Genomic DNA, 21,611 nt, shown 5'->3' with positions numbered 1-21,611 from the left:
GCGGTTCGTAACGTGGATGTTTTAATTGAGTCAACAAGGGGCTTTGAAAAGGATATTGTTAGGCTGAGTGAAGATGAAAAAGCAACAGCTATTCAAATCAAGTATATTATTGAGGGGCAAAGGCATGATGATGTGATTGAGGTGATTAAATCTAAGAAGGTACGCTACGAGTAATCCTCAATCCTATCCATCGTTACGCCCTAACAAGTCGCTGCACCGGAACGCATTAATATGATTTATCGAATTGCAGAGAAGCGCTTTTCTTTTCAAAGTTTACCTGTTGAGGTGTTTAATAGCTAAACGAGTTTATCTCACATAGAGGCGCAAGAAAGAGTGCTAATAAATATGAGTTGAAAAGACGCTTTTGCTATTGAGAAAAGCGTCTTTTCGCAATCAATTCCTCTAAAATATCGAACCTGGCTGCTGCAAAAACTCCTCTTCCTCTGGAGTTGAAGGACGTCCCAAAATACTATTGCGATGAGGAAAGCGCCCAAAACGCTCAATTATTTCCCTGTGACGAAATGCGTACTCAATTGCGCTAGTACTATTAGGGTCATCACTGAGTTTTTGAAACAGTTTCACACACTGACGCTGATGATCAGGGTTTTCGCTATGTTCAAAGGGCAAATAGATAAACCAACGTTGCACAGGCAATAATTCGTGATCGTAGCCTTGTTTAACAGCGTGTTGCGCGGCTGAGAGGGCTTCCCAGTCGGTTGCAAAGGCTTCAGGGGTGTCACGAAACATATTTCGGGGGAATTGATCTAACAGCAGAATCAATGCTAAACAAGTTTCAGGTAAATCTATCCACTCATCTAAATATCCTGCTGCTGCCTTTTGGTAATCTTTGAGAAACCGGGTTCGCAGTTCCTCATCACAATCGAGTTTTTTGCCAAACCAAAATTGCCGAGGTTTGCCGTAACCCAGTTCATCAGGCTGACCAAACCAAAATTCCAAAATAGCTTTTGCCTGTGACATTGCTGTTATTGATCCTTACAAAGCACTTGGCGCATTTTACGCATATTCGTAGGTAACTCGAAGTTCATTGCTTGTTGAATGAAAACTGAGGGTATTGGAATCAGAGGCGTAGCTTGCACAGTATAAGCAAGCAGTGTGCCGTTACCGCAATCTTTTAGCTCTAAATTTGCGGCAAAATCCTCAAAAGTTCCTTTTTCCATTTGAAATTGAATTTGCTGACCAAGCACTTCTACCACGTTAAGATAAATTTCGACTTGAGCTGTAAAGAAGAAAAAAGCTTTTTGTGCTGCTTGGTACAGATACTTGACTTCCCCTCTGGACATGACTTCACTTTTGGTGATATCGGGAAAATATTGTACCCAACGGGGGTAATCAGTTAATTGCTGCCATACTTGCGATCGCACCATCGGTAAGTACATCCAGGCTGTCACCGCACCACCCCAAGTCTTGTGCGATCGCGTCTGTACCAAAATTTCACCCTGCACCAGCAACTTTTGCTTGTCTTGATTCCAAGCCATATCCGAACCTGTAATAATTGATTCTGAGATATAAGACGCAGACATATTGATTTTAGTTACTCCTCAACCATCCACCTGAAAAGGTTAAAACTTCAAGCCATTAAAACTTGATCTACTCTAACCCCTTAAATTTTAATTCCAGTCCAGACATAATATTTTTCGGAAACTGTGATTTTTTGGTAATTATTCCGATAATTTACTTAAAAAACTGTATTTTTAATTACATTTTAGACTCTAAATGCTTAAGTGAATTTAGTAGTAAGTAAATAGACGTAGTTAAATACCAGATAAAACTTTTGTTCGTAGTCAGCGATTTATCGCTTTATGTAAGCTAAATGAGGCGTTGTTGCATAAACAGGGAGAAATAGTAAACTTTACTTACTTCCCATTTCACACTCAGTTTGACCATGAAGACCAAAGCGAGGTACAAAGTTCACAATTGCAATGCTTATGATGCGGCGCTAAAGCATTGAGAGTCATAGAGCAATGACGCAACCAAAGGTAGCTTCCAACTATTACAGCGACGTAGCGATGCCTTCGCTAAATAAGTAATATAACTTTTATTTATCTTATTAATTATTGCAATAAAACTTGTCACGAAGTATAGGCTTTTATCTATGAAACCAATTTAATATTTATTTAATGTTAAGGCATATCAATGAACAACATTGACATGTAAAGCTGTAAGCTATTGTTAACCGCATTCAAATTTGCGATAAATCAAACTTGCAATTTATGTAAGTTTTTTCAGCCAAATTTTTGAACTGTCTTTGACCTAAGCCTTCTCTGTTGGAGATTCGGATTAAGCGAGTCACTATTTAGAAAGGCACTATAGTCTGCTGATTTGCACAAAATTAAAATTTTCGTTGCCAAGTTTTTTATGCTCATAAAACATGAAACTTACTCAAAGTAGCTGGCAATTTTTACCAATCAAAATTTATTTTGCTGTTTTTGTAACTACAACTTCAAGATGTCATTGACTAATACTATCGATTTTAGAAACTTATGAGGCGATTTATTCGGTGGTGTAACTGCTGCGATCGTTTAGTTGCCTCTAGCGCTAACATTTAGTGCCGCCTTTAGTGCTGGACTTGTGGCTGGTCTTGATGATGCAGTTTAGTAATTCTTAACTTCATCATTAATTAGGAATTACGAGATATAAATTACAAATTCTTTTGGCTCGACTTCAAAATAAATCAGCAACACAAATAAAAACATGATTTTTTCAGAACCAATAGTTAATTCATGTACCTGGTTAAATTTCCTCCCTGTAGGTTTACAGCCTTCTTTACTAGCAAAAACCAACGAGGCTGAATATGCTCCTATTGTCCTAACTGGAGTATTACTAAGTTTAGTAGTCATTTATCTGGCTAGTAAAATTGGTGGCGAATTATCTAGAATGATGGACTTGCCTCCTGTATTAGGAGAATTGGTTGGTGGTGTGGTTGTCGGTGCTTCTGCTCTCCATTTGGTAGTATTTCCCGACAGCGGAGCAGCTGCTACCGACTCCATGATCATGACTATCCTGCAATTCATTAACAACCTCACTCCTGATGCACTCACATCAATATTTCAAACTCAGAGTGAAGTTGTTTCCGTTCTCGCCGAATTAGGTGTGATAATTCTATTATTTGAAATTGGTCTAGAATCAGACTTAAAAGAATTGCAGAAAGTCGGTTATCAAGCGACAATTGTTGCTTGTGTTGGGGTAGCTGTTCCTTTTGCAGCTGGCACGGCAGGACTGATTTTATTGTTTCATGCACCAGTAATTCCGGCAATTTTTGCAGGTGCAGCGCTAACAGCTACTAGTATTGGGATTACCTCCAAAGTTTTGTCAGAAATTGGGCAATTAAAATCTCGTGAAGGTCAAATTATTGTCGGTGCAGCCGTCATTGATGACATTTTAGGCATCATTGTACTGGCAGTAGTTGCGAGTCTTGCAAAAACTGGCGAAGTTGATATTTTCAATGTGATTTATCTGATTGTCAGCGCTACAGTCTTTCTCATCGCTTCAATTTTACTAGGCAAATATTTCAATCAAAGTTTTGTCGCCATTGCTAATAAATTGCAAACGCGAGGAAACTTAATTATCCCAGCATTTATCTTTGCCTTTTTCATGGCTTTTTTGGGTAGTGCCATTCATTTAGAAGCTATCTTAGGCGCATTTGCAGCTGGCTTAGTTTTGGATGAAACGGATAAACGCAAAGAGCTAGATGAGCAGGTTAAACCGGTTGCTGATATCCTAGTACCAGTTTTCTTTGTGACAGTTGGCGCGAAAGTTGATCTGGGCGTTCTTAATCCTTTAGTTCCAGGAAATCGAGAAGGATTAATTATTGCTGCCTTCTTAATTGTGATCGCGATTATTGGTAAAGTTGTCACCGGTTGGTCAGTTTTCGGTCAACCTGGAATTAATCGGTTAGCGGTTGGTGTGGGGATGATTCCCCGTGGCGAAGTTGGGTTAGTGTTTGCCGCGATTGGTGCAGCTAGTGGTACGCTCGATAAACCATTGCAAGCTGCGATCGTGATTATGGTGATTTTGACAACCTTCGTAGCACCGCCTTTATTACGGTTTGCATTTAAGCGATCGCCAGAAGAAAAAGAATCTTTAGAGGAAGCCAATTTCACCTAATTCATAATTATTAGTTCATAATTCATAATTAAAAAGGTTTTTATTTCCCTCCTTCTAAAAACAGTGCTATTTCAGGTTTTCTTACATAATTTATGAATTATGAATTTTTAAATTTGAACAGGCAACCCTTATCCAACAGGCAATTCCAGTGTTAGAAGCGTGCATATTCGCAACAGTATTGTGCGGGTTTTTCGGCATCATCCTTAAAAAGAACCTTGTGATGAAGATCATTTCTATGGATGTCATGAGTACGGGGGTTATCGTCTATTACGTGCTAGTTGCATCACGAAATGGTTTGTTCACACCAATTGTTTCCAACGTCAAAAATGGTGCTTATGCTGATCCGGTTCCCCAGGCGGTTATATTAACGGCGATTGTAATCGGCTTTTCGATTCAGGCCTTAATACTAGTCGGTGTCATGAAGCTGGCGCGGGATAATCCGACCTTGGAAAGCAGCGAGATCGAGAAGAACAACACGCCATGAGTACCATTACCATCGCCTGGATTGCACTACCATTTTTTTGGGGTTCAGCATTTATTTGCTTCCCAGACTTGACCGATATCTTGCACTGTGCATGGCTTTTGTTTCGGTGGGATACGCGTTGCAGGTATTTTTCAACCAGTCGCCACTGACACTACAGTTACTAGATAATTTCGGCGTTATCTTAACAGTCGATCAATTAAGCGGCTACTTTATATTGACAAATGGGCTGGTAACGGCGGCGGTCATCCTCTACTGTTGGCACACCGATAAGACAGCATGGCGGAGATAGCCATGAATGATAGCTATGTCTATGTGATCATCGCCCTGCTGCCGTTGGCTGCGTGTATGGTGGTATTTCAGGCTAATCCATACCATGCCCTGGTAATTCGCGGCATATTGGGAGCGATGGCGGCATTAGTATATACAGTTTTGGGGGTGCCAAATGTTGCTTTGACCGAAGCATTAGTAGGCACTATGCTGGCAATTACTCTCTATGCGATCGCAGTCCGCTCATCGCTGGTCATGCGTCTTGGCTTGCTCAAAGATGACGATTCTCTACAAGATGACACCGAAGACCCTTTTGGGCAACTGATAGATGACTTACGCACAATTTTTGGTAAACACCATGTACGTCTAGAGTTGGTTCCCTACCCAAATACTCAAGCTTTGCAACGAGCGCTGATGGATAAAGAAGTCCATGCAACCTGTGTCCGACGAGAACACGCCGAGCCAAACCAGACAATAAGTGAGGACAAAAATCAGTACCATTATACCGCCATCAGGGTGAAACGCATCTATGACATTATGCAAACTAAACTTGCATCACCAGCGACAATCCTAACCTACGTAAGTACACCAGATTCAGGAGAGAAGCACAAATGAAATGGGTCTACATTGCAGCAGGGATAGCGTTATATGTAAAAATGCTCGTCTTGCCGAATCCAGAACTAAACCTACCGGATTTCTCTATCGTTGAATCGATTGTCAAAGATGGTGGCATACCCAACGCGGTTACAGTGATCATTCTCAGGAATCGGTTGTATGACACTATTTTTGAGGTAGTAGTATTTACAATTGCGATTATGGGTGCTTATTTTCTCCTAGCTAATGAAATACCGTCCTGTGCGATCTATCATTTCACAGATAAACCATCCATTGTGCTGGCGCGTTTAGGAGCGACCATTGCCGCGTTAGTAAGTATCGAGCTAGCTATTCGGGGGCATCTGAGTCCAGGCGGTGGTTTTGCAGCCGGAGTGGCGGGCGGAACTGCGATCGGTCTAATTACGATTACCTCATCACAGGAATCGATGCAAGCAATCTACCAGCGCTGGCACGCTGCTACATGGGAGAAAGTTTCGGTTCTTGTTTTCATTGTATTAGCAGTTATAATTCTGGCTGGAGTAGAGTTACCGCACGGAGAGTTGGGCGCACTTGTCAGTGGAGGAGTTATTCCCTTGCTCAATATCCTGGTTGCAGTCAAAGTCGCATTGAGGTCGTGGGCGGTGATTTTGGTTTTTATTCGTTATCGAGGATTGTTGTGAGAGATAAAAACTCTGCGTACCCACTGAGTAACTATTAATGACATAGTTGATTGCCAGGTTTTACCTGGCTTATGAGAGCAGATTACTACTAGCTTTTATTTAATCCTTTTCCTAAGTAACACTTGATTGATCAAAAGCCAATATTGAAAAAGCTAGAATCACACAAATACTATCTAAATATCAAGTTGCAATCAGTTCTATAGTGATTGATATGGTGGATAACAGTAGTTTTGAGTTCCGTTAGCGTAGCTGGGCGTAGCCTATGCTGAGTCATAACTCAATTTGTTGTACTCATGAGTAGAGAGGTAAATTAGGTGAGTCAATCTTCTTTAAATCGCAGATTAACCCAGATTTTTGGGATGCTGCTTGGTATTGGCATAGCTGTTTGGGTACTGAGAGGCTTTGGTATTCTCAGTTTTATGCCAGGTGGAATTATTTGGCTAATAATATTAGGGGCGATCGCTGTAGGAATTATCAGTTATGCCCAAAGGACATGGTGGCGTTTATAACAGTTATCAGTTATCAGTTATCAGTACACGCAATTTATAAGAGGAAAAGAAGATGATACCCCATATATGCACTGTTTGCGGCTATGTATATGACCCAGAAGCGGGCGATCCAGATAGCGAAATAGCACCGGGAACAGCTTTTGAAAGCATACCAGATGATTGGGTATGTCCAGTTTGTGGCGCGGACAAAGAAGAATTTGAACCTAATGAGTGAAGATAGCAGCTAGCCTAGAAGGTAGGTGCTATAAAAGAGATATTTTTGAAATTGTTGCCGTTACAAATTGTAGTTATTGGTGGTGGAGCAGCGGGATTTTTTAGTGCGATCGCTTGTGCTAAAGTCAATCCTCAAGCCCAAGTTACTTTACTCGAAGCCAGTCGCCAACCACTGGCGAAAGTTCGGATTTCTGGAGGAGGGCGCTGCAATGTCACTCACGCTTGCTTTGAACCAGAAGGGTTGGTGCAAAATTATCCCAGAGGTGGAAAAGCTTTGCGCGGTGCTTTCACTCGCTTTCAAGCTAAAGATACAATCACTTGGTTTGCTGTCCACGGAGTCCCGCTGAAAACTGAAGCTGATGGTCGGATGTTTCCAATTACAGATAATTCCGAAACGGTTGTCAACTGTCTAATTAAAGCCACTGTTGCATCTGGGGTTGAACTTCGTACTGGTACACCCGTGATCTCAGTCAAACGACTATCGTCTGGGGGGTTTGAAGTTTTCCTGAAATCAGGAGAGACAATCAAATGCGATCGCTTACTTCTGGCCACTGGTAGCAACCCTATAGGTTATAAGATAGCTAGAGATTTAGGTCATCAAATTGAGCCGCCCGTCCCTTCTTTATTTACTTTCAATATTGGCGATCAAAAGTTGCGGGACTTAGCTGGAGTTAGTGTTAACTCTGTGCAGTTGCGGTTATCTGGTAGCGGAAATTCTCAATTAGAACAAACGGGGCCATTGCTGATTACCCACTGGGGTTTGAGTGGCCCAGCCGTTCTGAAGCTTTCGGCTTGGGGTGCAAGAATCTTACATGACAGCCACTACCAAGCGACATTATTAATTAATTGGCTGCCCTCTTTGTCGCAAGAACAAGTTCGACAACAAATCTTAGCAGTTAAAACTGAATGGGCAAAAAAAGCGATCGCATTACATCGCGGCGCTGACCTACCTCATCGTCTCTGGCAATATATCATTGCTCGTGTACGCATCACTACAGAAGACCGCTGGGCCGGATTATCTCACAAAACATTAAATCAGCTGGTGCAAGAACTCACTCAAGGACAATACTTAATCAACGGCAAAGGAGCTTTCAAAGAAGAATTTGTTACTTGTGGTGGCGTCAATCTTAAAGAAGTTAACTTCAAGACGATGGAAAGTAAGTTAATTCCTGGTCTTTACTTTGCCGGGGAAATATTAGATATTGATGGCGTTACAGGCGGCTTTAACTTCCAAAGTGCTTGGACAACTGCTTATTTAGCTGGTAACGCAATGGGAACTGGAGGGTGAAGATGAGGGACTGGGGAATTTTAGATTTGAGATTTGAGATTTTGGATTGAACAATCTAAAATCCAAAATTGAATGACTATTGACCTTGACTCTTGACTTCTGTTTCCCTGTCTTTGCGTCCTATGCGCCCTTTGCGGTTTGATTATTTAAAATACCAATACCTAATAATGAAATTTAGCGAAATTATAAGTCAATTCGGCAACGCCGCCACCGTCCATAGCCTCACCGCCAACCCAGATCACGACCCAGAAATTACGGGGGTAGCAGCCCTTGATGAGGCTACTAGCGGCACTCTCAGCTACATTGAGGGGTCTAAATTTGCCTCTTTTGTCGGCAAAACAAATGCCAGTGCTTTAATTTTGCCTCAAGACGAAAAATTACAGATGCAAGCCCAGGAACGCGGTATCGTTTGGATAGCAACCCCAGATCCGCGACTGTTGTTTGCCAAAGCGATCGCTCTTTTTTACCAACCATATCGCCCAAAACCAGAAATTCATCCCACTGCTGTGATTGACTCCACAACAAAAATTGGTAGCGATGTTTACATTGGCCCTCATGTTGTGATTCAGCCAGGGGTAGAAATTGGTAATGGTGTAATCATTCATCCGAATGTAGTGATTTATCCAGATGCCAAAATTGGCGATCGCACCACCTTACACGCCAACTGTACCATCCACGAACGTACCCACATAGGTGCAGACTGCGTAATTCACAGTGGTGCTGTCATTGGTGCAGAAGGCTTTGGCTTTGTTCCTACCCGCACTGGTTGGTTTAAAATGCAACAATCCGGCTATACCATCTTAGAAGATAGCGTAGAAGTGGGAAGCAACAGCGCCATAGACCGCCCAGCCGTTGGTGAAACACGGATTGGTCGTAGTACAGTAATTGACAACTTAGTACAAATAGGACACGGTTGCCAAATAGGTTTTGGTTGTGCGATCGCAGGTCAGGCAGCAATGGCGGGAGGCGCGAAACTGGGGAATCGGGTTATTTTGGCTGGCCAAGTAGGAATTTCCAATCAAGTGAAAATGGGCGATGGGGCGATCGCATCTGCGAAAGCTGGAATCCACAGCGATGTCGCGCCAGGAGAAGTTGTCTCTGGTATGCCAGCAATTTCACATAAACTATACCTCAAGGTATGTGCTATTTCTAACCGCCTCCCAGAGATGTATGAATCGCTGAAACAGTTGCAACGCCAACTAGGGCAAAAGTGAGGAGTTAGTCAAGAGTCAAGAGTCCAAAGCCCAAAATATTATATAGTCTAGAGCTAAAACTCTTTTGACCCTTGACCAAATAATTACTAATTCGCTCTGAGGCTACGCCCCGCTGCGCTCTAAGCGTAGCTATGCCAGAGGCTTTACGCAATTCGTAATTGAACTTCCTAATTACGAATTATGAATTATCAATTACGAATTATTTTGACCCTTGCCTAAAAGCCCAATTTCTCCAACACCGACCGAGTAGAAACAATGTGGCGTGCTAAACCCAGTTCTTCTGGGCTAACCCCAACTGCTAAAGCAATCAACTGGGGCAGATGTAATACTGGCAAACCTAGCTTTTGCCCAATTACTTTTTCCACTTCTGGCTGACGAGAATCTAAATTCAAGTGACACAAAGGACAGGGAGTTACTATACAGTCAGCTCCAGATGCCAAAGCGTCTTGAATGTGCATCCCCGCCATCTTGAAAGATTGGGTAGTGGCATAGCTAGAAAGCGGCCAACCACAACATTGTGTACGACCGCGATAATAAATTGGTGTTGCACCTACTGCCCGAAACACATTTTCCATTGCTTCCGGTTGGAAGGGGTCATCGTAAGGCATAGACTTTTGAGCACGGAGGAGATAGCAACCATAAAAAGCCGCACATTTTAGTCCAGTTAACTTACGGGTGACACGTTTGGTAATTTCCTCCAAACCGTAATCTGTCACCAAGGCATAGAGTAGATGCTTGACTTCCGTACTGCCACGATAAGGCGAACAGCCTTCTTTATTCAGTAAACCATTAACTTGTTGAATGTAGGCGGAGTTGCTTGTTTGGCATTCTTTCAGGCGTTCATTGACATGACCAATCACACCCTGACAAGTGCTGCAATGGGTAAGTAAAGGCAAATTTAATTCTTCTGCTAAGGCAATATTCCTCGCATTAACTGTATCTTCTAGCAGTTGAGAATCTTCTTTAAACGTTCCCGAACCGCAACAAGCAGCTTTTTTCAATTCAACCAGTTCGATACCCAGTGCTTGGGTTAAAGCTTGGGTTGACTGGTAAAGTTCTCGACATGCCCCTTGGGCAACACATCCTGGGAAGTAAGCGTATTTAAGTGTCTGAGATAGCATAGAAGTATATTTGGGTTAGGGCAATTGCCCTACACAATAACTGTTTTAGCATCTTTTGTTAGTACTGAAGTTCTAATAACTGCGGCAAACCGCAATTCAAACTTAATCATTACTGTTAAAGCGATGGATTTTAAATAGGACATCAGAAAAAATTAGCAAAAATCGGTAAACATTAAGTATTTACGCGATGTATGCGATCATACAGCATCCCTTACTACTATATAAATACATAAACACTCTCCGTTCCTCAAAGAAACGGGCTGAGTTTTCCTACAGAAAACTCCTCGGTAGTATGCGGGCGATCGCGCTTTCCGATAAGATGTATATGCTCAAAACAATATCGCCCATAAAGAGCGTAATTATAGCAACCAGGTAAGGACTTTATATCTATGAGCCAAGCAGAAATTCTTGAAAGAGTTAAAGAAGTAATCGTCGAGCAACTGGAAGTAGAGCCTGAGGCTGTTGTTCCAGAGGCTAAATTTACCGACGATCTACACGCAGACTCTCTAGATCTTGTTGAATTAGTAATGGCTTTGGAAGAAGAATTTGAACTTGAAATTCCCGATGAAGCTGCCGAAAAGATTCTATCGGTTCAAGACGCAGTAGACTACATCAACAACAAAGTTGCCGCATCAGCTTAAACATGTTTTGAGTCCCGAATACTGAGGAGCCAACCGCCTAATTCGGGAAAACGCTACTTAGCTACCCCGCAAAATAGCTGCCCTCTGGGTATTTACAAGTAGGGGCCAACGGCAGTTACTACAACTCTCAAAGGCGAGAGCAAAGTACTGCCTCTCCATCAAACTAGGTCTTCAAGTAGGGAAAATCTTTCCGACGCTTATACGAAGCCACTACGTGGATAAGTTCTCAAGGCAGTTCGTTGAGGAACGAATCCCGTAGGCAAAGAGAAGTTTGTAGCAAGATTTCGCAAGGTGCGGCGGCTTCCGAAATTCTGATTTTCGGGATATCCCAACTTCTATTTGCAGCACTGGCTTTTCATACTCGCAAGACCAGCCAACAAAACGCCTCTTTAGGAATTAAAACTTTAGCACTATTTTGTTTTTCTGACTGCTGCTTTTTCGCCACCTTTAACTGAATCATGACAGACTATAAACGTAAACGCGTTGTTGTAACTGGTGTTGGCGCGATTACACCTATTGGTAACACACCAACAGAATATTGGGAAGGATTGTTAAGTGGACGTAATGGCATAGACTACATCACTGCTTTTGATGCGTCTCACCATGATTGCCGCATTGCTGGTGAGGTGAAAAACTTTGATCCACATGATTACTTGGAGCGCAAAGAAGCCAAGCGCATGGATCGATTTGCCCAATTTGGGATTGCGGCGGCAAAACAGGCGATATCCAACGCGCATTTAGTGATTGATGACCTGAATGCAGAACAGATAGGTGTCATGATTGGTTCTGGCATTGGCGGTCTTAAGGTATTGGAAGACCAGCAAACTATCTACCTCAATCGTGGGCCTGATCGCTGTAGCCCATTCATGATACCGATGATGATCGCCAACATGGCAGCAGGATTAACAGCAATTCATACCGGTGCTAAAGGGCCAAATTCTTGCCCTGTAACTGCTTGCGCTGCTGGCTCCAATGCCATAGGGGATGCTTTTCGCCTGATTCAAGGAGGATATGCCCAAGCAATGATTTGCGGGGGGACAGAGGCGGCTGTGACACCATTGTCAATAGCTGGGTTTGCCGCAGCGCGAGCACTTTCGACTCGTAATGATGACCCTGCTCACGCTTGCCGTCCCTTTGACCGCGATCGCGATGGATTTATTCTTGGTGAAGGTGCAGGAATTTTAATTCTAGAAGAACTACAATACGCCCTCAGTCGCGGCGCTCGAATTTATGCCGAAATAGTTGGTTACGCCATGACCTGTGACGCTTACCATATAACCTCTCCGATACCGGGGGGATTAGGAGCCGCCAGAGCCATACAATTGGCACTCAAGGACGCAGCACTAACTCCAGAGATGGTAAGCTATATCAATGCCCACGGTACTAGCACTGCGGCTAATGATACAAATGAAACCGCTGCCATTAAAAAAGCCTTGGGAGAACATGCTTACCGAGTGGCAATTAGCTCGACAAAATCGATGACAGGTCATCTGTTAGGCGGTTCTGGAGGTATAGAAGCAGTCGCAACAGTACTAGCGATCGCTAACGACAAAATTCCACCAACAATTAATTTAGAAAATCCCGATATAGAGTGCGATTTAGATTACGTGTCCAACTCTAGCCGCGCTCAAAAAGTCGAGGTGGCATTATCCAACTCTTTTGGGTTTGGTGGTCATAATGTCACACTAGCCTTTAAGAAATACCTCTAAAATTCTCAATTTTGCCACTGGTCGGCTCTACTGAAGTGTCAGTGTGAAAAGTATCATAGATATCATTCTGCTGGGAGCTAAGCGTTCAGCATGACCCAATTATCAGCTTGATTTATCACCAGAAACTCAGAAGATCCCGCTTGTCCATCAACAATCGGGAATGGGATGATGAGGATACTGTAGGGGAATCTAAAATAACCCCAGCAAGAGAGAGAAGCTCGAAGAGTGCTAACCCGTCGTTAAAAACAAGAGATTATGACTGTTGCAACCCAATCCCTCAAAGAACTTTCCCTCGAAGAACTTTGTATTAACTCGATTCGCTTCTTGGCTATTGATGCCGTAGAAAAAGCAAAATCGGGGCATCCAGGACTGCCAATGGGGGCGGCTCCAATGGCTTTTGTCCTTTGGGATCGCTTCATGCGATTTAACCCCAAAAATCCCAAGTGGTTTAACCGTGATCGCTTTGTCTTGTCTGCTGGTCATGGCTCGATGTTGCAGTATGCCCTGCTCTACCTGACAGGCTTCGACAGTGTATCGATTGAGGATATCAAGCAATTCCGTCAGTGGGAATCTAAAACCCCCGGACACCCGGAAAACTTCATGACCCCAGGCGTAGAAGTCACCACCGGCCCCTTAGGTCAAGGAATTGCTAATGGAGTCGGTTTGGCAATGGCGGAAGCACATCTTGCCGCAAAATTCAACAAACCCGATGCTAAAATTGTTGACCACTACACCTACGTAATTTTGGGTGACGGTTGCAACATGGAAGGAGTTTCCGGCGAAGCTGCTTCTTTCGCGGGACACTTGGGATTAGGCAAACTCATCGCTCTGTACGACGACAACCACATCTCCATCGACGGTTCCACAGATGTGGCATTCACCGAAGATGTTTCTAAGCGATTTGAAGCTTATGGTTGGCATGTTCTGCATGTCAAAGATGGTAATACAGACCTAGCGGCAATTGAAAAGGCGATCGCCGAAGCAAAAGCTGTCACTGATAAACCGACCATGATTAAGGTAACAACTACCATCGGTTACGGTTCACCCAACAAGCAAAACACCGCCGGCGTTCACGGCGCTGCTCTGGGTGCGGACGAAGTTGCCTTGACTCGCAAAGAATTGAAGTGGGAACATGAGCCTTTCGTAGTTCCACAAGACGCACTCAACCACATGCATAAAGCAGTAGAGCGCGGCGTAGGCTACGAAACTGAATGGAACAAGACATTTGCCGACTACAAAGCGAAATATCCCCAAGAAGCGGCTGAATTTGAACGTTACGTTAGCGGCAAACTCCTCGACGGTTGGGATAAGGTACTACCCACCTACACCCCCGAAGACAAAGGACTACCCACCCGCAAGCACTCGGAAACCTGCCTCAATAAACTGGCGACGGTTTTACCTGAGTTAATTGGTGGTTCAGCTGACTTAACCCACTCTAACCTTACCGAAGTCAAGGGCAAAGGCGACTTCCAAAAAGGGCAATACCAAAACCCCAACATCCACTTTGGTGTACGGGAACATGGAATGGGCGCAATCTGCAATGGTATAGCGCTGCACGCTTCGGGATTAATTCCCTACGGCGCTACCTTTTTGATCTTCACCGACTACATGCGCGCTGCCATCCGCTTATCCGCCCTGTCTCAAGCTGGCACGATTTGGGTGATGACCCACGACTCCATTGGACAAGGTGAAGATGGCCCAACACACCAGCCTATTGAAACCTTAGCTTCCCTGCGAGCCATTCCCAATTTAACGGTAATTCGCCCCGCAGACGGAAACGAAAGTTCTGGCGCTTACAAAGTAGCGATCGAAAAAGCGAAGCAAAATGCTCCCACTCTATTGGCGTTCACCCGTCAAAATGTCCCCAATTTAGCAGGTACATCGATTGAGGGCGTAGCGAAGGGTGGATACACAGTAGTGGATAGCCAGGGTACGCCTGATATCATCCTGATTGGCACTGGTTCCGAGTTGAGCCTCTGTGTCACCGCAGCCGAAAAACTCACCAATGAAGGTAAGAAAGTTCGTGTTGTTTCCATGCCCTCAACTGATTTGTTTGATGCACAGGATGCGGCTTATAAGGAGTCTGTTCTGCCTAAAGCTGTCACCAAGCGCCTGTCTGTAGAAGCTGCTGCTAGTTTCGGCTGGCACAAGTATGTAGGCATTGAAGGCGATTGCGTTAGTATTGATCGCTTTGGTGCTTCGGCTCCAGGCGGTGTTTGTCTAGAGAAGTTTGGTTTTAGCGTTGATAATGTGTTAGCTAAGGCTAAGCAATTGTTGGGTTAATAGCAACGGAATATTCTCTTATTTTTGTAAGGTGGGCTGAAAAGTCCGCCCTTTTTTTTACGCAGAGGGACGCGGAGGAGGATTGTTTATAATTGGGGTAATTAGTTAATTAATCAGAGGAAATAATGCCAGAAGTTGCTAATTATCATCAAGAACTCTTTAACCGGATCTCGCCAATTGTTGAAAAGCTAATTCAAGGTAATAGTTTATATCAAGTCAAGTTAAACCAACGAGAAATGATAGAAATGTTGGTAGAACTATTTGAGCAGTTCTCTCCTGAAGAAATGAGGGAAATTAAAGATGATGATTTGATAGATAGAATTGATAGTATTTTAATTTTAGAGGCAGCTTCAGGTACGTTAAATGATTTAACACCTGAGCAAATAGCCATTTTTGATGCAGTTGTAGAAGGAAGACCGATAAGGTGAGTTATTTACTAGATTCAAATATTGTTACTTACATTTTGAAGAGAAATGCAACTGTAAACAAAAAATTTCGAGAAGTGCGTCGGCTGAAACAAGATGTGTTTATTAGTTGTATAACTTACTATGAAGTCAAACGAGGTCTTTTAGCTATCAATGCAACCAGACAGTTAGTTGATTTTAATAAATTCTGTCAAATATATAAAATTTTGTTAATAGATGATTTAGAAATTATTGAAAGAGCATGTGAAATCTATGTGGATTTACAACTCAGGGGTTTTACCATTCAAGAACAAGATATACTGATAGCAACAGCGATCGCCCGCGGATTAATCTTAGTCTCTAATGATTATCACTTGCTCAGAGTTCAGGGTATTAATTTAGAAAATTGGGCAAGAATAGAATATTGAGTTTGGGCTAGTTAAGTAAAAGACTATTGAAGCAATATCTGACTTAGTTCCATTGATTTAATTATTTAAAATTATAGGCAGGCAATCCAGTAACGTCAGTTTGGAGAGCAAACACATCGCCAGAGTAGAAACTTTTTTCGATTTCCGCTTGGCTGAGTCCAACCGAGGCTGTGGTAATGTAAAGCGTCTGTAAATCCTCGCCACCAAAGGTGCAGCTTGTTGGCAACTGTACAGGTAGTTTGATCCGCAATATCTCCTCACCTTGGGGATTGAAACGAATTACACACCACCCATCCCACATCGCTGACCAGATATGTCCTTCACTGTCTATCGTCAACCCATCGGGATAAAATGACTCACCAGTTAAATCAACAAAAATGCGGCGATCGCTAATGCTGCCCGTTGCTGAATTAAAATCATAAGCATATATCTTTTGCTGGGGAGAATCGGTTAAGTAAAATGTCTTTTGATCAGGACTCCATCCCAGACCGTTAGAAATAGTTAATCCCGTTTCCATCACATGCAATGAGCCATCAGGATCATAGCGATAAAGACTAGCCTGCGGTTTTTCCAAACAATGCATTGAGCCGAACCAAAAACGACCTTGAGAGTCGCATTTGCCATCGTTGAAACGGTTATCCGGCAAATCCGCTTCAATTTCGAGGATAGGAGTTACTACACCTATCTGAGTGTTAAAAAAAGCCAGATGATGACGTAACGCCATAATTAATCGATTTTTACCTGCTATGGCGATCGCTCCTACCACATCTCCTACATCAAAAAAGGTATTATTTCCTGTGGCAGGATGGAACTGATGCACTCGATGATTGTAAATATCAAGCCAGTAAAGTAGCTTTTGTGTCGAATCCCACATTGGCCCTTCACCCAAGCGAGCACGCGCCTCTAAAACATTTTGGAGTGGATACTGTAAAACATCAGTCATATTATCAACAGACAATAATTTCAGTAACATTTACACGATTCATTAACAACAGGTCTTTTTCACCAATCCACTGATATTGATATATTCAATAGTTAGAAAACCTTGTGAACTGAGCAATACAGAAGAAAATAACACGCTCACTTTACAGTAAAAAATAAAAACGCTATTGATCGCGTCTTCCGCAGGTACAAGAAAAAATTTTTCTTGTAACTTCTGACTTTTATGTATCAAACAGATCCTCCTCGTCCTGCCAAAGAAGTTTTACCTACCATGTATGATCTTCCTAGTGAAGACCCAGAGGAACTAGGCTTGCCTGACGAATTTCACATTTTTCAACCCCGACTTTTGGGAGATACTTTCGCTACACCCAACTATCCACCAGACCAGGTATTTGTTGCTAGTGACCATACACTGTGGTACAAACGCCCAGACTGGTTTAGCTGCTGTGGGAGTTTCGCGTCTTTATCAGAACTTACGCACTCAGATCCCCCAACCCCCTTAGAGAGGGGGCTTTACACGTTCCCCCCTTTTTAAGGCTACGGTGTACACACATCTGTGTACAAAACCAAAATCGTTGTATATCCTCCTAAATCCCCCTTCAAAAGGGGGACTTTGAGAGGTTTTTGCCCCCCTTTTGAAGGGGGGTTGGGGGGATCAAAAGCCTGTGGGGCAACTCTAAAAGACTTGTGTGTACACCGTAGCCTTTTTAAGGGGAGCCAGCGCGGTCTTCTCCCAACGCGAAGTAGCGTCTCCAAGAGTTGGGGAGACGCAATCATGCGATGGGGTCTCCCCAAGTGGAGCGACTGGCGTGGGTTAGAGGGGATCAGGGTTTCAGGCTTCAGTGCGTAAGTCCTATTTATGAACAGCAGAACTTGCGTCTAAGTTATGTCATCTGGCAAGAAGGAGTTGCTCCCTTTATAGCAGTAGAATTGCTGTCTCCTGGAACTGAAAAAGAAGATTTAGGACAAACCCTGCGGGAAATTAACCAACCACCGACGAAGTGGGAAGTTTATAAGCGAGTTTTGCGAGTTCCCTACTACGTTGTGTTTGACCGCTACACCGACAAGCTACAAGCCTTCCAACTAGTTGCAGATCGTTACAGCGAGTTGAACTTAAGTACACCACGGGTATGGATGCCTGGTTTGCAGCTGGGTTTAGGACTATGGCAAGGTTCCTACCAAGGGATTGAGCGATTGTGGCTACGCTGGTAAGATGCAACTGGGAATTGGGTTCCCACTCCAGTAGAACAGATAGAACAGAAAAGCCAAAGGGTTGAGCAATTAGCTGCGCGACTGCGAGAGTTGGGCATTGACCCCAATGAAGTATGAGGGTGCGATAGGCTACGCCTCGTCGGCGGCGATCGCATCAGTAGAGGCACAACATTGTTGTGCCTTGATCGTGTTGTTTACAACGCTTGCAAAATTTCCTCATCCACAGAGAAATCGACATCAGCCTTATCCCGCTCGGAAGCCAAATAATCATTCTCCAATGAGTCTTGTAAACCAGAAATTAAATCATACTCCGGTTGCCAACTCAATTCTGTAATGGCTTTATTCACTGAAGCAAAGAAATGCTGCACCCGCATTGGAAAAGCTTTACGCTTGCCGAAATCAAACTTTTTCGGGTCATAGTGGACAATTTTCACAGCATCAGGTGACTTGCCAGCAGCAACAGCACTAGCACGGGCTAAACCGTCAAAAGTGACAAAGCGATCGCCAGAGACATTGTAAATCTGTCCAACTGCCTGTTCATTATCCATAACCTGAGTCATTGCCTTTGCTAGGTCTTTCACATGACCTAGCTGAGTAATATGTAATCCGTTACCAGGGATAGGAATGGGGCGATCGCGCACAATTCTGTCAAAAAACCAGCTTTCTAACTCGTTATAATTGCGGGGCCCGTAAATGTATGTGGGCCGAATGGAGGTAAAGGGTAATCCCAATTGCGTTAGATAAGCTTCTGTTTCATGTTTGCCCCGGTGACGACTTTTAGGATCGACGGTATCACCTTCTACATGGGGTAATTGATCAGATTTAAGATACACTCCCGCAGAACTCATATACACAAAATGTTTTACGCGCTCTTGAAAAATTTCTGCTAGTGGTTGAGTATCAGTAAGTTCCCGTCCGTTATTGTCAAAAATGACATCAAACTTTTCTTGTGATAACTTTTCCTTTAGTTGAGTTGCGTCAGTGCGATCGCCTGTAATTTGTCCTACTTCCGGCAAGGAAGGTGCTGGACGATTGCCACGATTGAACAGTACCACCTCATGTCCTTGTTCCACCAGTAGTTGAGTCAGGTAAACACCAATGAACCGAGTGCCACCCATAATCAGAATTCGCATAAATTCCCAGTTCCCATATTAGTTGTCGGGGGACTAGGGACTAGAGACTGGGGACTAGGAACTGGGAAAGAGGTAAAAAATAAACTCTTCTCAATACCCAATACCCAATACCCGATACCCAATCCCCAATTTGAGGTTATCAGGTTACAGATCCCTCTGGAACCTCTGAGTGGAGGATTACGTCTTAGAGTTAATCTGGGGCGCTTCCCATTCATTAATCACAACGGGAAACTTTTCAGTTAACCTCATAAATTACCTAAGTGTTTTCCATCTATTCAAGTTAGCTGTGCCCTTGAAATATGCTTTGGTTCATGAGTGGCTGACGCCTAAAGCCACCGGCGGTTCAGAACTCGTTGTACGGGAAATCTTGAATCACATCAATGCTGATTTGTATGCCCTCATCGACTTTGAATCCAGCAATCCTGAAAGTTATTTATACAAGCGTCAGATTGGTAACACGTTTCTCCAGCACTTTCCCTACGCCCGCAACGGTGTACAAAAATATTTGCCTTTGTGGCCGTTGGCGATTGAACAACTGGATGTGCGGCAGTATGACGTAATTCTGTCTTCATCCCATGCTGTTGCTAAAGGAATCCTCACCACTTCTGAACAGTTGCATATTTGCTACTGTCACAGCCCTATGCGCTACGCCTGGGACTTGACCTTTGATTATCTGCGCCACAGCAAACTGGGTAGTGGTTTACCTGGGTGGGTAACGCGATACTTATTGCATCGTTTGCGCCAATGGGATGTATTAAGCGCGAATCGCGTTGATTACTTTATTGCTAACTCCCAGTATACATCTCGTCGAATTTGGCGTTGCTATCGGCGAGAAGCAACAGTCATCTACCCACCAGTAAATATTGAGGAATTTCCATTTTTACCTCAGAAAGAGGATTTTTACCTCATAGTTTCCCGGCTAGTGAGTTACAAACAAGTATCTTTGATTGTCAAAGCTTTTAATCAACTAAAACGACCATTGGTCGTAATTGGTACAGGAGATGAAATGAACCAAATTCGCAAGATAGCAAATCCTAATATTCAAATACTAGGATGGCAACCCGATAATGTGGTAAAAAAATATATGGCTAATGCCAAGGCGTTTGTGTATGCAGCTTGTGAAGATTTTGGCATTGCCTTAGTGGAGGCGCAAGCTTGTGGAACTCCAGTCATTGCTTATGCTGCAGGAGGTGCTCTAGAAACTGTGCGAGATATTCGTTCCTGTGGGGATACAGGAACCGGTGTATTCTTCAGAACACAAACAGAGGAAGCTTTAGTTGCAGCAGTGGAAAAGTTTGAAATGCATGAGGGTTTGTTCAATCCTGAGTATATGCGATCGCACGCCGCGCAGTTTTCGCCACAAATCTTTGCAGAACGCTACCTAGATTTTTTAGAAAAGTGCAACGCAAAAAGACCTTCCTGGGAGTGATGGTCTAGATTTGCTGATTTGTTTTGTAGGCTTTTGGCAATTTACCTCCAGAAGCACCTCCTTTTGGCTTTAAGATTGGGACTATGTGTGGTGTGGATTGTTAAGGAGTATGATGACTGCCCAGAGCTCACTCCTCTCCGGCAAGCGATCGCGTACTTTCTTAAAACGTGGTCAAAAAACAAAGACGCCTAGGGTTAAACCCAAAGGTTTGTCTTTTCAGGGTTTAAACGGAGAGTTTGCCAAGCGACTGTTCGATATATTGTTTTCGTTGTTGGTGTTGATTTTGTTCCTCCCCATTTACTTAATCTTGGCCTTGCTAATTGCTTTAAGCTCAGAAGGCCCGATTTTTTACGTCCAGGAACGGGTCGGCAAAAACTACAAACGCTTTAATTGTATTAAATTCCGCACAATGGTGAGCAATGCCGATGAAGTTCTCATCCAAATGATGGAAACATCCCCTCAGCTGCGGCAAGAATTTGAAACCAGTTTTAAGCTCAAGCAAGATCCCCGAATTACAAAAATTGGTCGATTCTTGCGAATTACTAGCTTAGACGAATTTCCCCAGTTCTGGAACGTTTTAAAAGGGGATATGAGTGTTGTCGGCCCGCGACCTTTAGTAGCGGAAGAACTACCAAAATACGGTTGTCACATCGAAGAGATTTTGACAATTCGTCCAGGAATCACTGGCTTGTGGCAAGTGTCTGGGCGTAATGATATTCCATATCCTCGGCGAGTCCAAATAGACCTGCATTATGTCCAATTTAGGAATCTTTGGCTCGATTTATGGATCATCTTGAAAACTATCGATGTGGTCATTATGCCCAAAAATAACGGAGCATACTGAGAAACTACTTAGGGTGATTTTGTGGGGCAGTTAATGCCCCAAAGAACAATAATTCTTTTATCGAATGAACTGCGACATAAGATTATTTACG

At 43.3% G+C, this 21,611-nt stretch carries 21 protein-coding genes and 3 pseudogenes; 19 read left to right on the top strand and 5 right to left on the bottom strand.

The annotated features are described in order from the left end of the window. Positions 1-12: 12 nt before the first annotated feature. The gene (locus HCR01_RS00565; RefSeq protein ID WP_193194268.1) at positions 13-174 is read left to right on the top strand and encodes a hypothetical protein; all 162 of its coding nucleotides are present in this window, start codon (positions 13-15) and stop codon (positions 172-174) included. A gap of 228 nt (positions 175-402) precedes the next feature. Here HCR01_RS00565 and HCR01_RS00560 read toward each other — a convergent pair whose 3' ends face one another. Both HCR01_RS00560 and HCR01_RS00555 read right to left on the bottom strand, forming a co-directional pair. After that, complete coding sequence (locus tag HCR01_RS00560; protein WP_193193527.1) at positions 403-978, bottom strand: DUF924 family protein; 576 nt, start codon at positions 976-978, stop codon at positions 403-405. A 5-nt stretch (positions 979-983) separates the two neighbouring features. After that, positions 984-1,541: an SRPBCC family protein gene (locus HCR01_RS00555; protein ID WP_193193526.1), complete on the bottom strand. Its 558-nt coding sequence runs from the start codon at positions 1,539-1,541 to the stop codon at positions 984-986. Between the two features lie 1,171 nt (positions 1,542-2,712). Between HCR01_RS00555 and HCR01_RS00550 the strand changes: the two genes are divergently transcribed. The 9 genes and pseudogenes from HCR01_RS00550 to lpxD all read left to right on the top strand — a co-directional run bounded on the left by HCR01_RS00550 (position 2,713) and on the right by lpxD (position 9,374). Further along, complete coding sequence (locus HCR01_RS00550) at positions 2,713-4,125, top strand: cation:proton antiporter (protein WP_193193525.1); 1,413 nt, start codon at positions 2,713-2,715, stop codon at positions 4,123-4,125. A 148-nt stretch (positions 4,126-4,273) separates the two neighbouring features. Next, positions 4,274-4,609, top strand: a complete 336-nt coding sequence (locus tag HCR01_RS00545) for a cation:proton antiporter subunit C (RefSeq protein ID WP_193193524.1) — start codon at positions 4,274-4,276, stop codon at positions 4,607-4,609. After that, positions 4,606-4,889: pseudogene (locus HCR01_RS38290) on the top strand (cation:proton antiporter); the annotation flags it as partial. The gene HCR01_RS00545 and the pseudogene HCR01_RS38290, both read left to right, overlap by 4 nt. 11 nt (positions 4,890-4,900) lie before the next feature. Then, positions 4,901-5,491 carry a DUF4040 domain-containing protein gene (locus tag HCR01_RS00540; protein WP_193193523.1) on the top strand — a complete coding sequence of 197 codons (591 nt, stop codon included), beginning with the start codon at positions 4,901-4,903 and terminating at the stop codon, positions 5,489-5,491. Further along, positions 5,488-6,150, top strand: coding sequence for a Na(+)/H(+) antiporter subunit B (locus HCR01_RS00535; protein WP_193193522.1), 663 nt, complete (start codon positions 5,488-5,490; stop codon positions 6,148-6,150). The genes HCR01_RS00540 and HCR01_RS00535 overlap by 4 nt, the downstream gene beginning before the upstream one ends. A gap of 314 nt (positions 6,151-6,464) precedes the next feature. Further along, positions 6,465-6,659: a hypothetical protein gene (locus HCR01_RS00530; protein ID WP_193193521.1), complete on the top strand. Its 195-nt coding sequence runs from the start codon at positions 6,465-6,467 to the stop codon at positions 6,657-6,659. Positions 6,660-6,711: 52 nt separating this feature from the next. Then, positions 6,712-6,873, top strand: a complete 162-nt coding sequence (gene rd, locus HCR01_RS00525; protein ID WP_193193520.1) for a rubredoxin — start codon at positions 6,712-6,714, stop codon at positions 6,871-6,873. Between the two features lie 51 nt (positions 6,874-6,924). Beyond that, complete coding sequence (locus HCR01_RS00520) at positions 6,925-8,160, top strand: NAD(P)/FAD-dependent oxidoreductase (RefSeq protein WP_193194200.1); 1,236 nt, start codon at positions 6,925-6,927, stop codon at positions 8,158-8,160. Between the two features lie 167 nt (positions 8,161-8,327). Next, positions 8,328-9,374 (top strand): UDP-3-O-(3-hydroxymyristoyl)glucosamine N-acyltransferase, encoded by a 1,047-nt coding sequence (gene lpxD, locus HCR01_RS00515; RefSeq protein ID WP_193193518.1) that lies wholly within the window; start codon positions 8,328-8,330, stop codon positions 9,372-9,374. A 215-nt stretch (positions 9,375-9,589) separates the two neighbouring features. Here the strand turns inward: lpxD and HCR01_RS00510 are convergent, their stop codons facing one another. Further along, positions 9,590-10,495 (bottom strand): CoB--CoM heterodisulfide reductase iron-sulfur subunit B family protein, encoded by a 906-nt coding sequence (locus tag HCR01_RS00510; protein ID WP_193193516.1) that lies wholly within the window; start codon positions 10,493-10,495, stop codon positions 9,590-9,592. A gap of 389 nt (positions 10,496-10,884) precedes the next feature. Between HCR01_RS00510 and HCR01_RS00505 the strand changes: the two genes are divergently transcribed. From HCR01_RS00505 to HCR01_RS00485, 5 genes are all read left to right on the top strand, one after another. After that, on the top strand, positions 10,885-11,136 hold the full coding sequence (locus tag HCR01_RS00505; protein ID WP_162398036.1) for an acyl carrier protein: 252 nt from the start codon (positions 10,885-10,887) through the stop codon (positions 11,134-11,136). Between the two features lie 458 nt (positions 11,137-11,594). Next, a complete protein-coding gene (gene fabF / locus HCR01_RS00500) occupies positions 11,595-12,845 on the top strand; it encodes a beta-ketoacyl-ACP synthase II (RefSeq protein WP_193193514.1) in 1,251 nt (416 codons plus the stop codon). A 255-nt stretch (positions 12,846-13,100) separates the two neighbouring features. Then, positions 13,101-15,128 carry a transketolase gene (gene tkt, locus HCR01_RS00495; RefSeq protein WP_193193512.1) on the top strand — a complete coding sequence of 676 codons (2,028 nt, stop codon included), beginning with the start codon at positions 13,101-13,103 and terminating at the stop codon, positions 15,126-15,128. 125 nt (positions 15,129-15,253) lie between these two features. Further along, the gene (locus HCR01_RS00490; RefSeq protein WP_193193510.1) at positions 15,254-15,556 is read left to right on the top strand and encodes a hypothetical protein; all 303 of its coding nucleotides are present in this window, start codon (positions 15,254-15,256) and stop codon (positions 15,554-15,556) included. Further along, a complete protein-coding gene (locus HCR01_RS00485; RefSeq protein WP_193193508.1) occupies positions 15,553-15,960 on the top strand; it encodes a PIN domain-containing protein in 408 nt (135 codons plus the stop codon). The genes HCR01_RS00490 and HCR01_RS00485 overlap by 4 nt, the downstream gene beginning before the upstream one ends. 61 nt (positions 15,961-16,021) lie before the next feature. Here HCR01_RS00485 and HCR01_RS00480 read toward each other — a convergent pair whose 3' ends face one another. Continuing rightward, positions 16,022-16,903 carry an SMP-30/gluconolactonase/LRE family protein gene (locus HCR01_RS00480; RefSeq protein WP_193193506.1) on the bottom strand — a complete coding sequence of 294 codons (882 nt, stop codon included), beginning with the start codon at positions 16,901-16,903 and terminating at the stop codon, positions 16,022-16,024. A 222-nt stretch (positions 16,904-17,125) separates the two neighbouring features. On the opposite strand from HCR01_RS00480, the pseudogene HCR01_RS00475 reads away from it, so the two are divergent. Then, positions 17,126-17,372, top strand: a pseudogene (locus tag HCR01_RS00475) (hypothetical protein); the annotation flags it as partial. A gap of 340 nt (positions 17,373-17,712) precedes the next feature. After that, positions 17,713-18,231, top strand: a pseudogene (locus HCR01_RS00470) (Uma2 family endonuclease); the annotation flags it as partial. A 77-nt stretch (positions 18,232-18,308) separates the two neighbouring features. On the opposite strand, the gene HCR01_RS00465 reads toward HCR01_RS00470, so the two are convergent. Continuing rightward, on the bottom strand, positions 18,309-19,247 hold the full coding sequence (locus HCR01_RS00465) for an NAD-dependent epimerase/dehydratase family protein (RefSeq protein WP_193193502.1): 939 nt from the start codon (positions 19,245-19,247) through the stop codon (positions 18,309-18,311). Positions 19,248-19,533: 286 nt separating this feature from the next. Between HCR01_RS00465 and HCR01_RS00460 the strand changes: the two genes are divergently transcribed. Both HCR01_RS00460 and HCR01_RS00455 read left to right on the top strand, forming a co-directional pair. Then, on the top strand, positions 19,534-20,676 hold the full coding sequence (locus tag HCR01_RS00460) for a glycosyltransferase (RefSeq protein ID WP_193193500.1): 1,143 nt from the start codon (positions 19,534-19,536) through the stop codon (positions 20,674-20,676). A gap of 112 nt (positions 20,677-20,788) precedes the next feature. After that, the gene (locus HCR01_RS00455) at positions 20,789-21,520 is read left to right on the top strand and encodes a sugar transferase (RefSeq protein ID WP_193194197.1); all 732 of its coding nucleotides are present in this window, start codon (positions 20,789-20,791) and stop codon (positions 21,518-21,520) included. Positions 21,521-21,611: the final 91 nt, after the last annotated feature.

Source organism: Nostoc sp. MG11 (assembly GCF_014904695.1).
In the GTDB taxonomy this organism is placed as follows: domain Bacteria; phylum Cyanobacteriota; class Cyanobacteriia; order Cyanobacteriales; family Nostocaceae; genus Komarekiella.
This window is presented reverse-complemented; position numbering and strand designations above follow the sequence as displayed.

Coding starts and splice junctions, on each gene's coding strand:
- HCR01_RS00560 (WP_193193527.1), bottom strand. CDS start 978: ATGTCACAGGCAAAAGCTATTTTGGAATTTTGGTTTGGTCAGCCTGAT.
- HCR01_RS00555 (WP_193193526.1), bottom strand. CDS start 1,541: ATGTCTGCGTCTTATATCTCAGAATCAATTATTACAGGTTCGGATATG.
- HCR01_RS00550 (WP_193193525.1), top strand. CDS start 2,713: ATGATTTTTTCAGAACCAATAGTTAATTCATGTACCTGGTTAAATTTC.
- HCR01_RS00540 (WP_193193523.1), top strand. CDS start 4,901: ATGAATGATAGCTATGTCTATGTGATCATCGCCCTGCTGCCGTTGGCT.
- HCR01_RS00535 (WP_193193522.1), top strand. CDS start 5,488: ATGAAATGGGTCTACATTGCAGCAGGGATAGCGTTATATGTAAAAATG.
- rd (WP_193193520.1), top strand. CDS start 6,712: ATGATACCCCATATATGCACTGTTTGCGGCTATGTATATGACCCAGAA.
- lpxD (WP_193193518.1), top strand. CDS start 8,328: ATGAAATTTAGCGAAATTATAAGTCAATTCGGCAACGCCGCCACCGTC.
- HCR01_RS00510 (WP_193193516.1), bottom strand. CDS start 10,495: ATGCTATCTCAGACACTTAAATACGCTTACTTCCCAGGATGTGTTGCC.
- HCR01_RS00505 (WP_162398036.1), top strand. CDS start 10,885: ATGAGCCAAGCAGAAATTCTTGAAAGAGTTAAAGAAGTAATCGTCGAG.
- fabF (WP_193193514.1), top strand. CDS start 11,595: ATGACAGACTATAAACGTAAACGCGTTGTTGTAACTGGTGTTGGCGCG.
- tkt (WP_193193512.1), top strand. CDS start 13,101: ATGACTGTTGCAACCCAATCCCTCAAAGAACTTTCCCTCGAAGAACTT.
- HCR01_RS00490 (WP_193193510.1), top strand. CDS start 15,254: ATGCCAGAAGTTGCTAATTATCATCAAGAACTCTTTAACCGGATCTCG.
- HCR01_RS00480 (WP_193193506.1), bottom strand. CDS start 16,903: ATGACTGATGTTTTACAGTATCCACTCCAAAATGTTTTAGAGGCGCGT.
- HCR01_RS00465 (WP_193193502.1), bottom strand. CDS start 19,247: ATGCGAATTCTGATTATGGGTGGCACTCGGTTCATTGGTGTTTACCTG.
- HCR01_RS00455 (WP_193194197.1), top strand. CDS start 20,789: ATGACTGCCCAGAGCTCACTCCTCTCCGGCAAGCGATCGCGTACTTTC.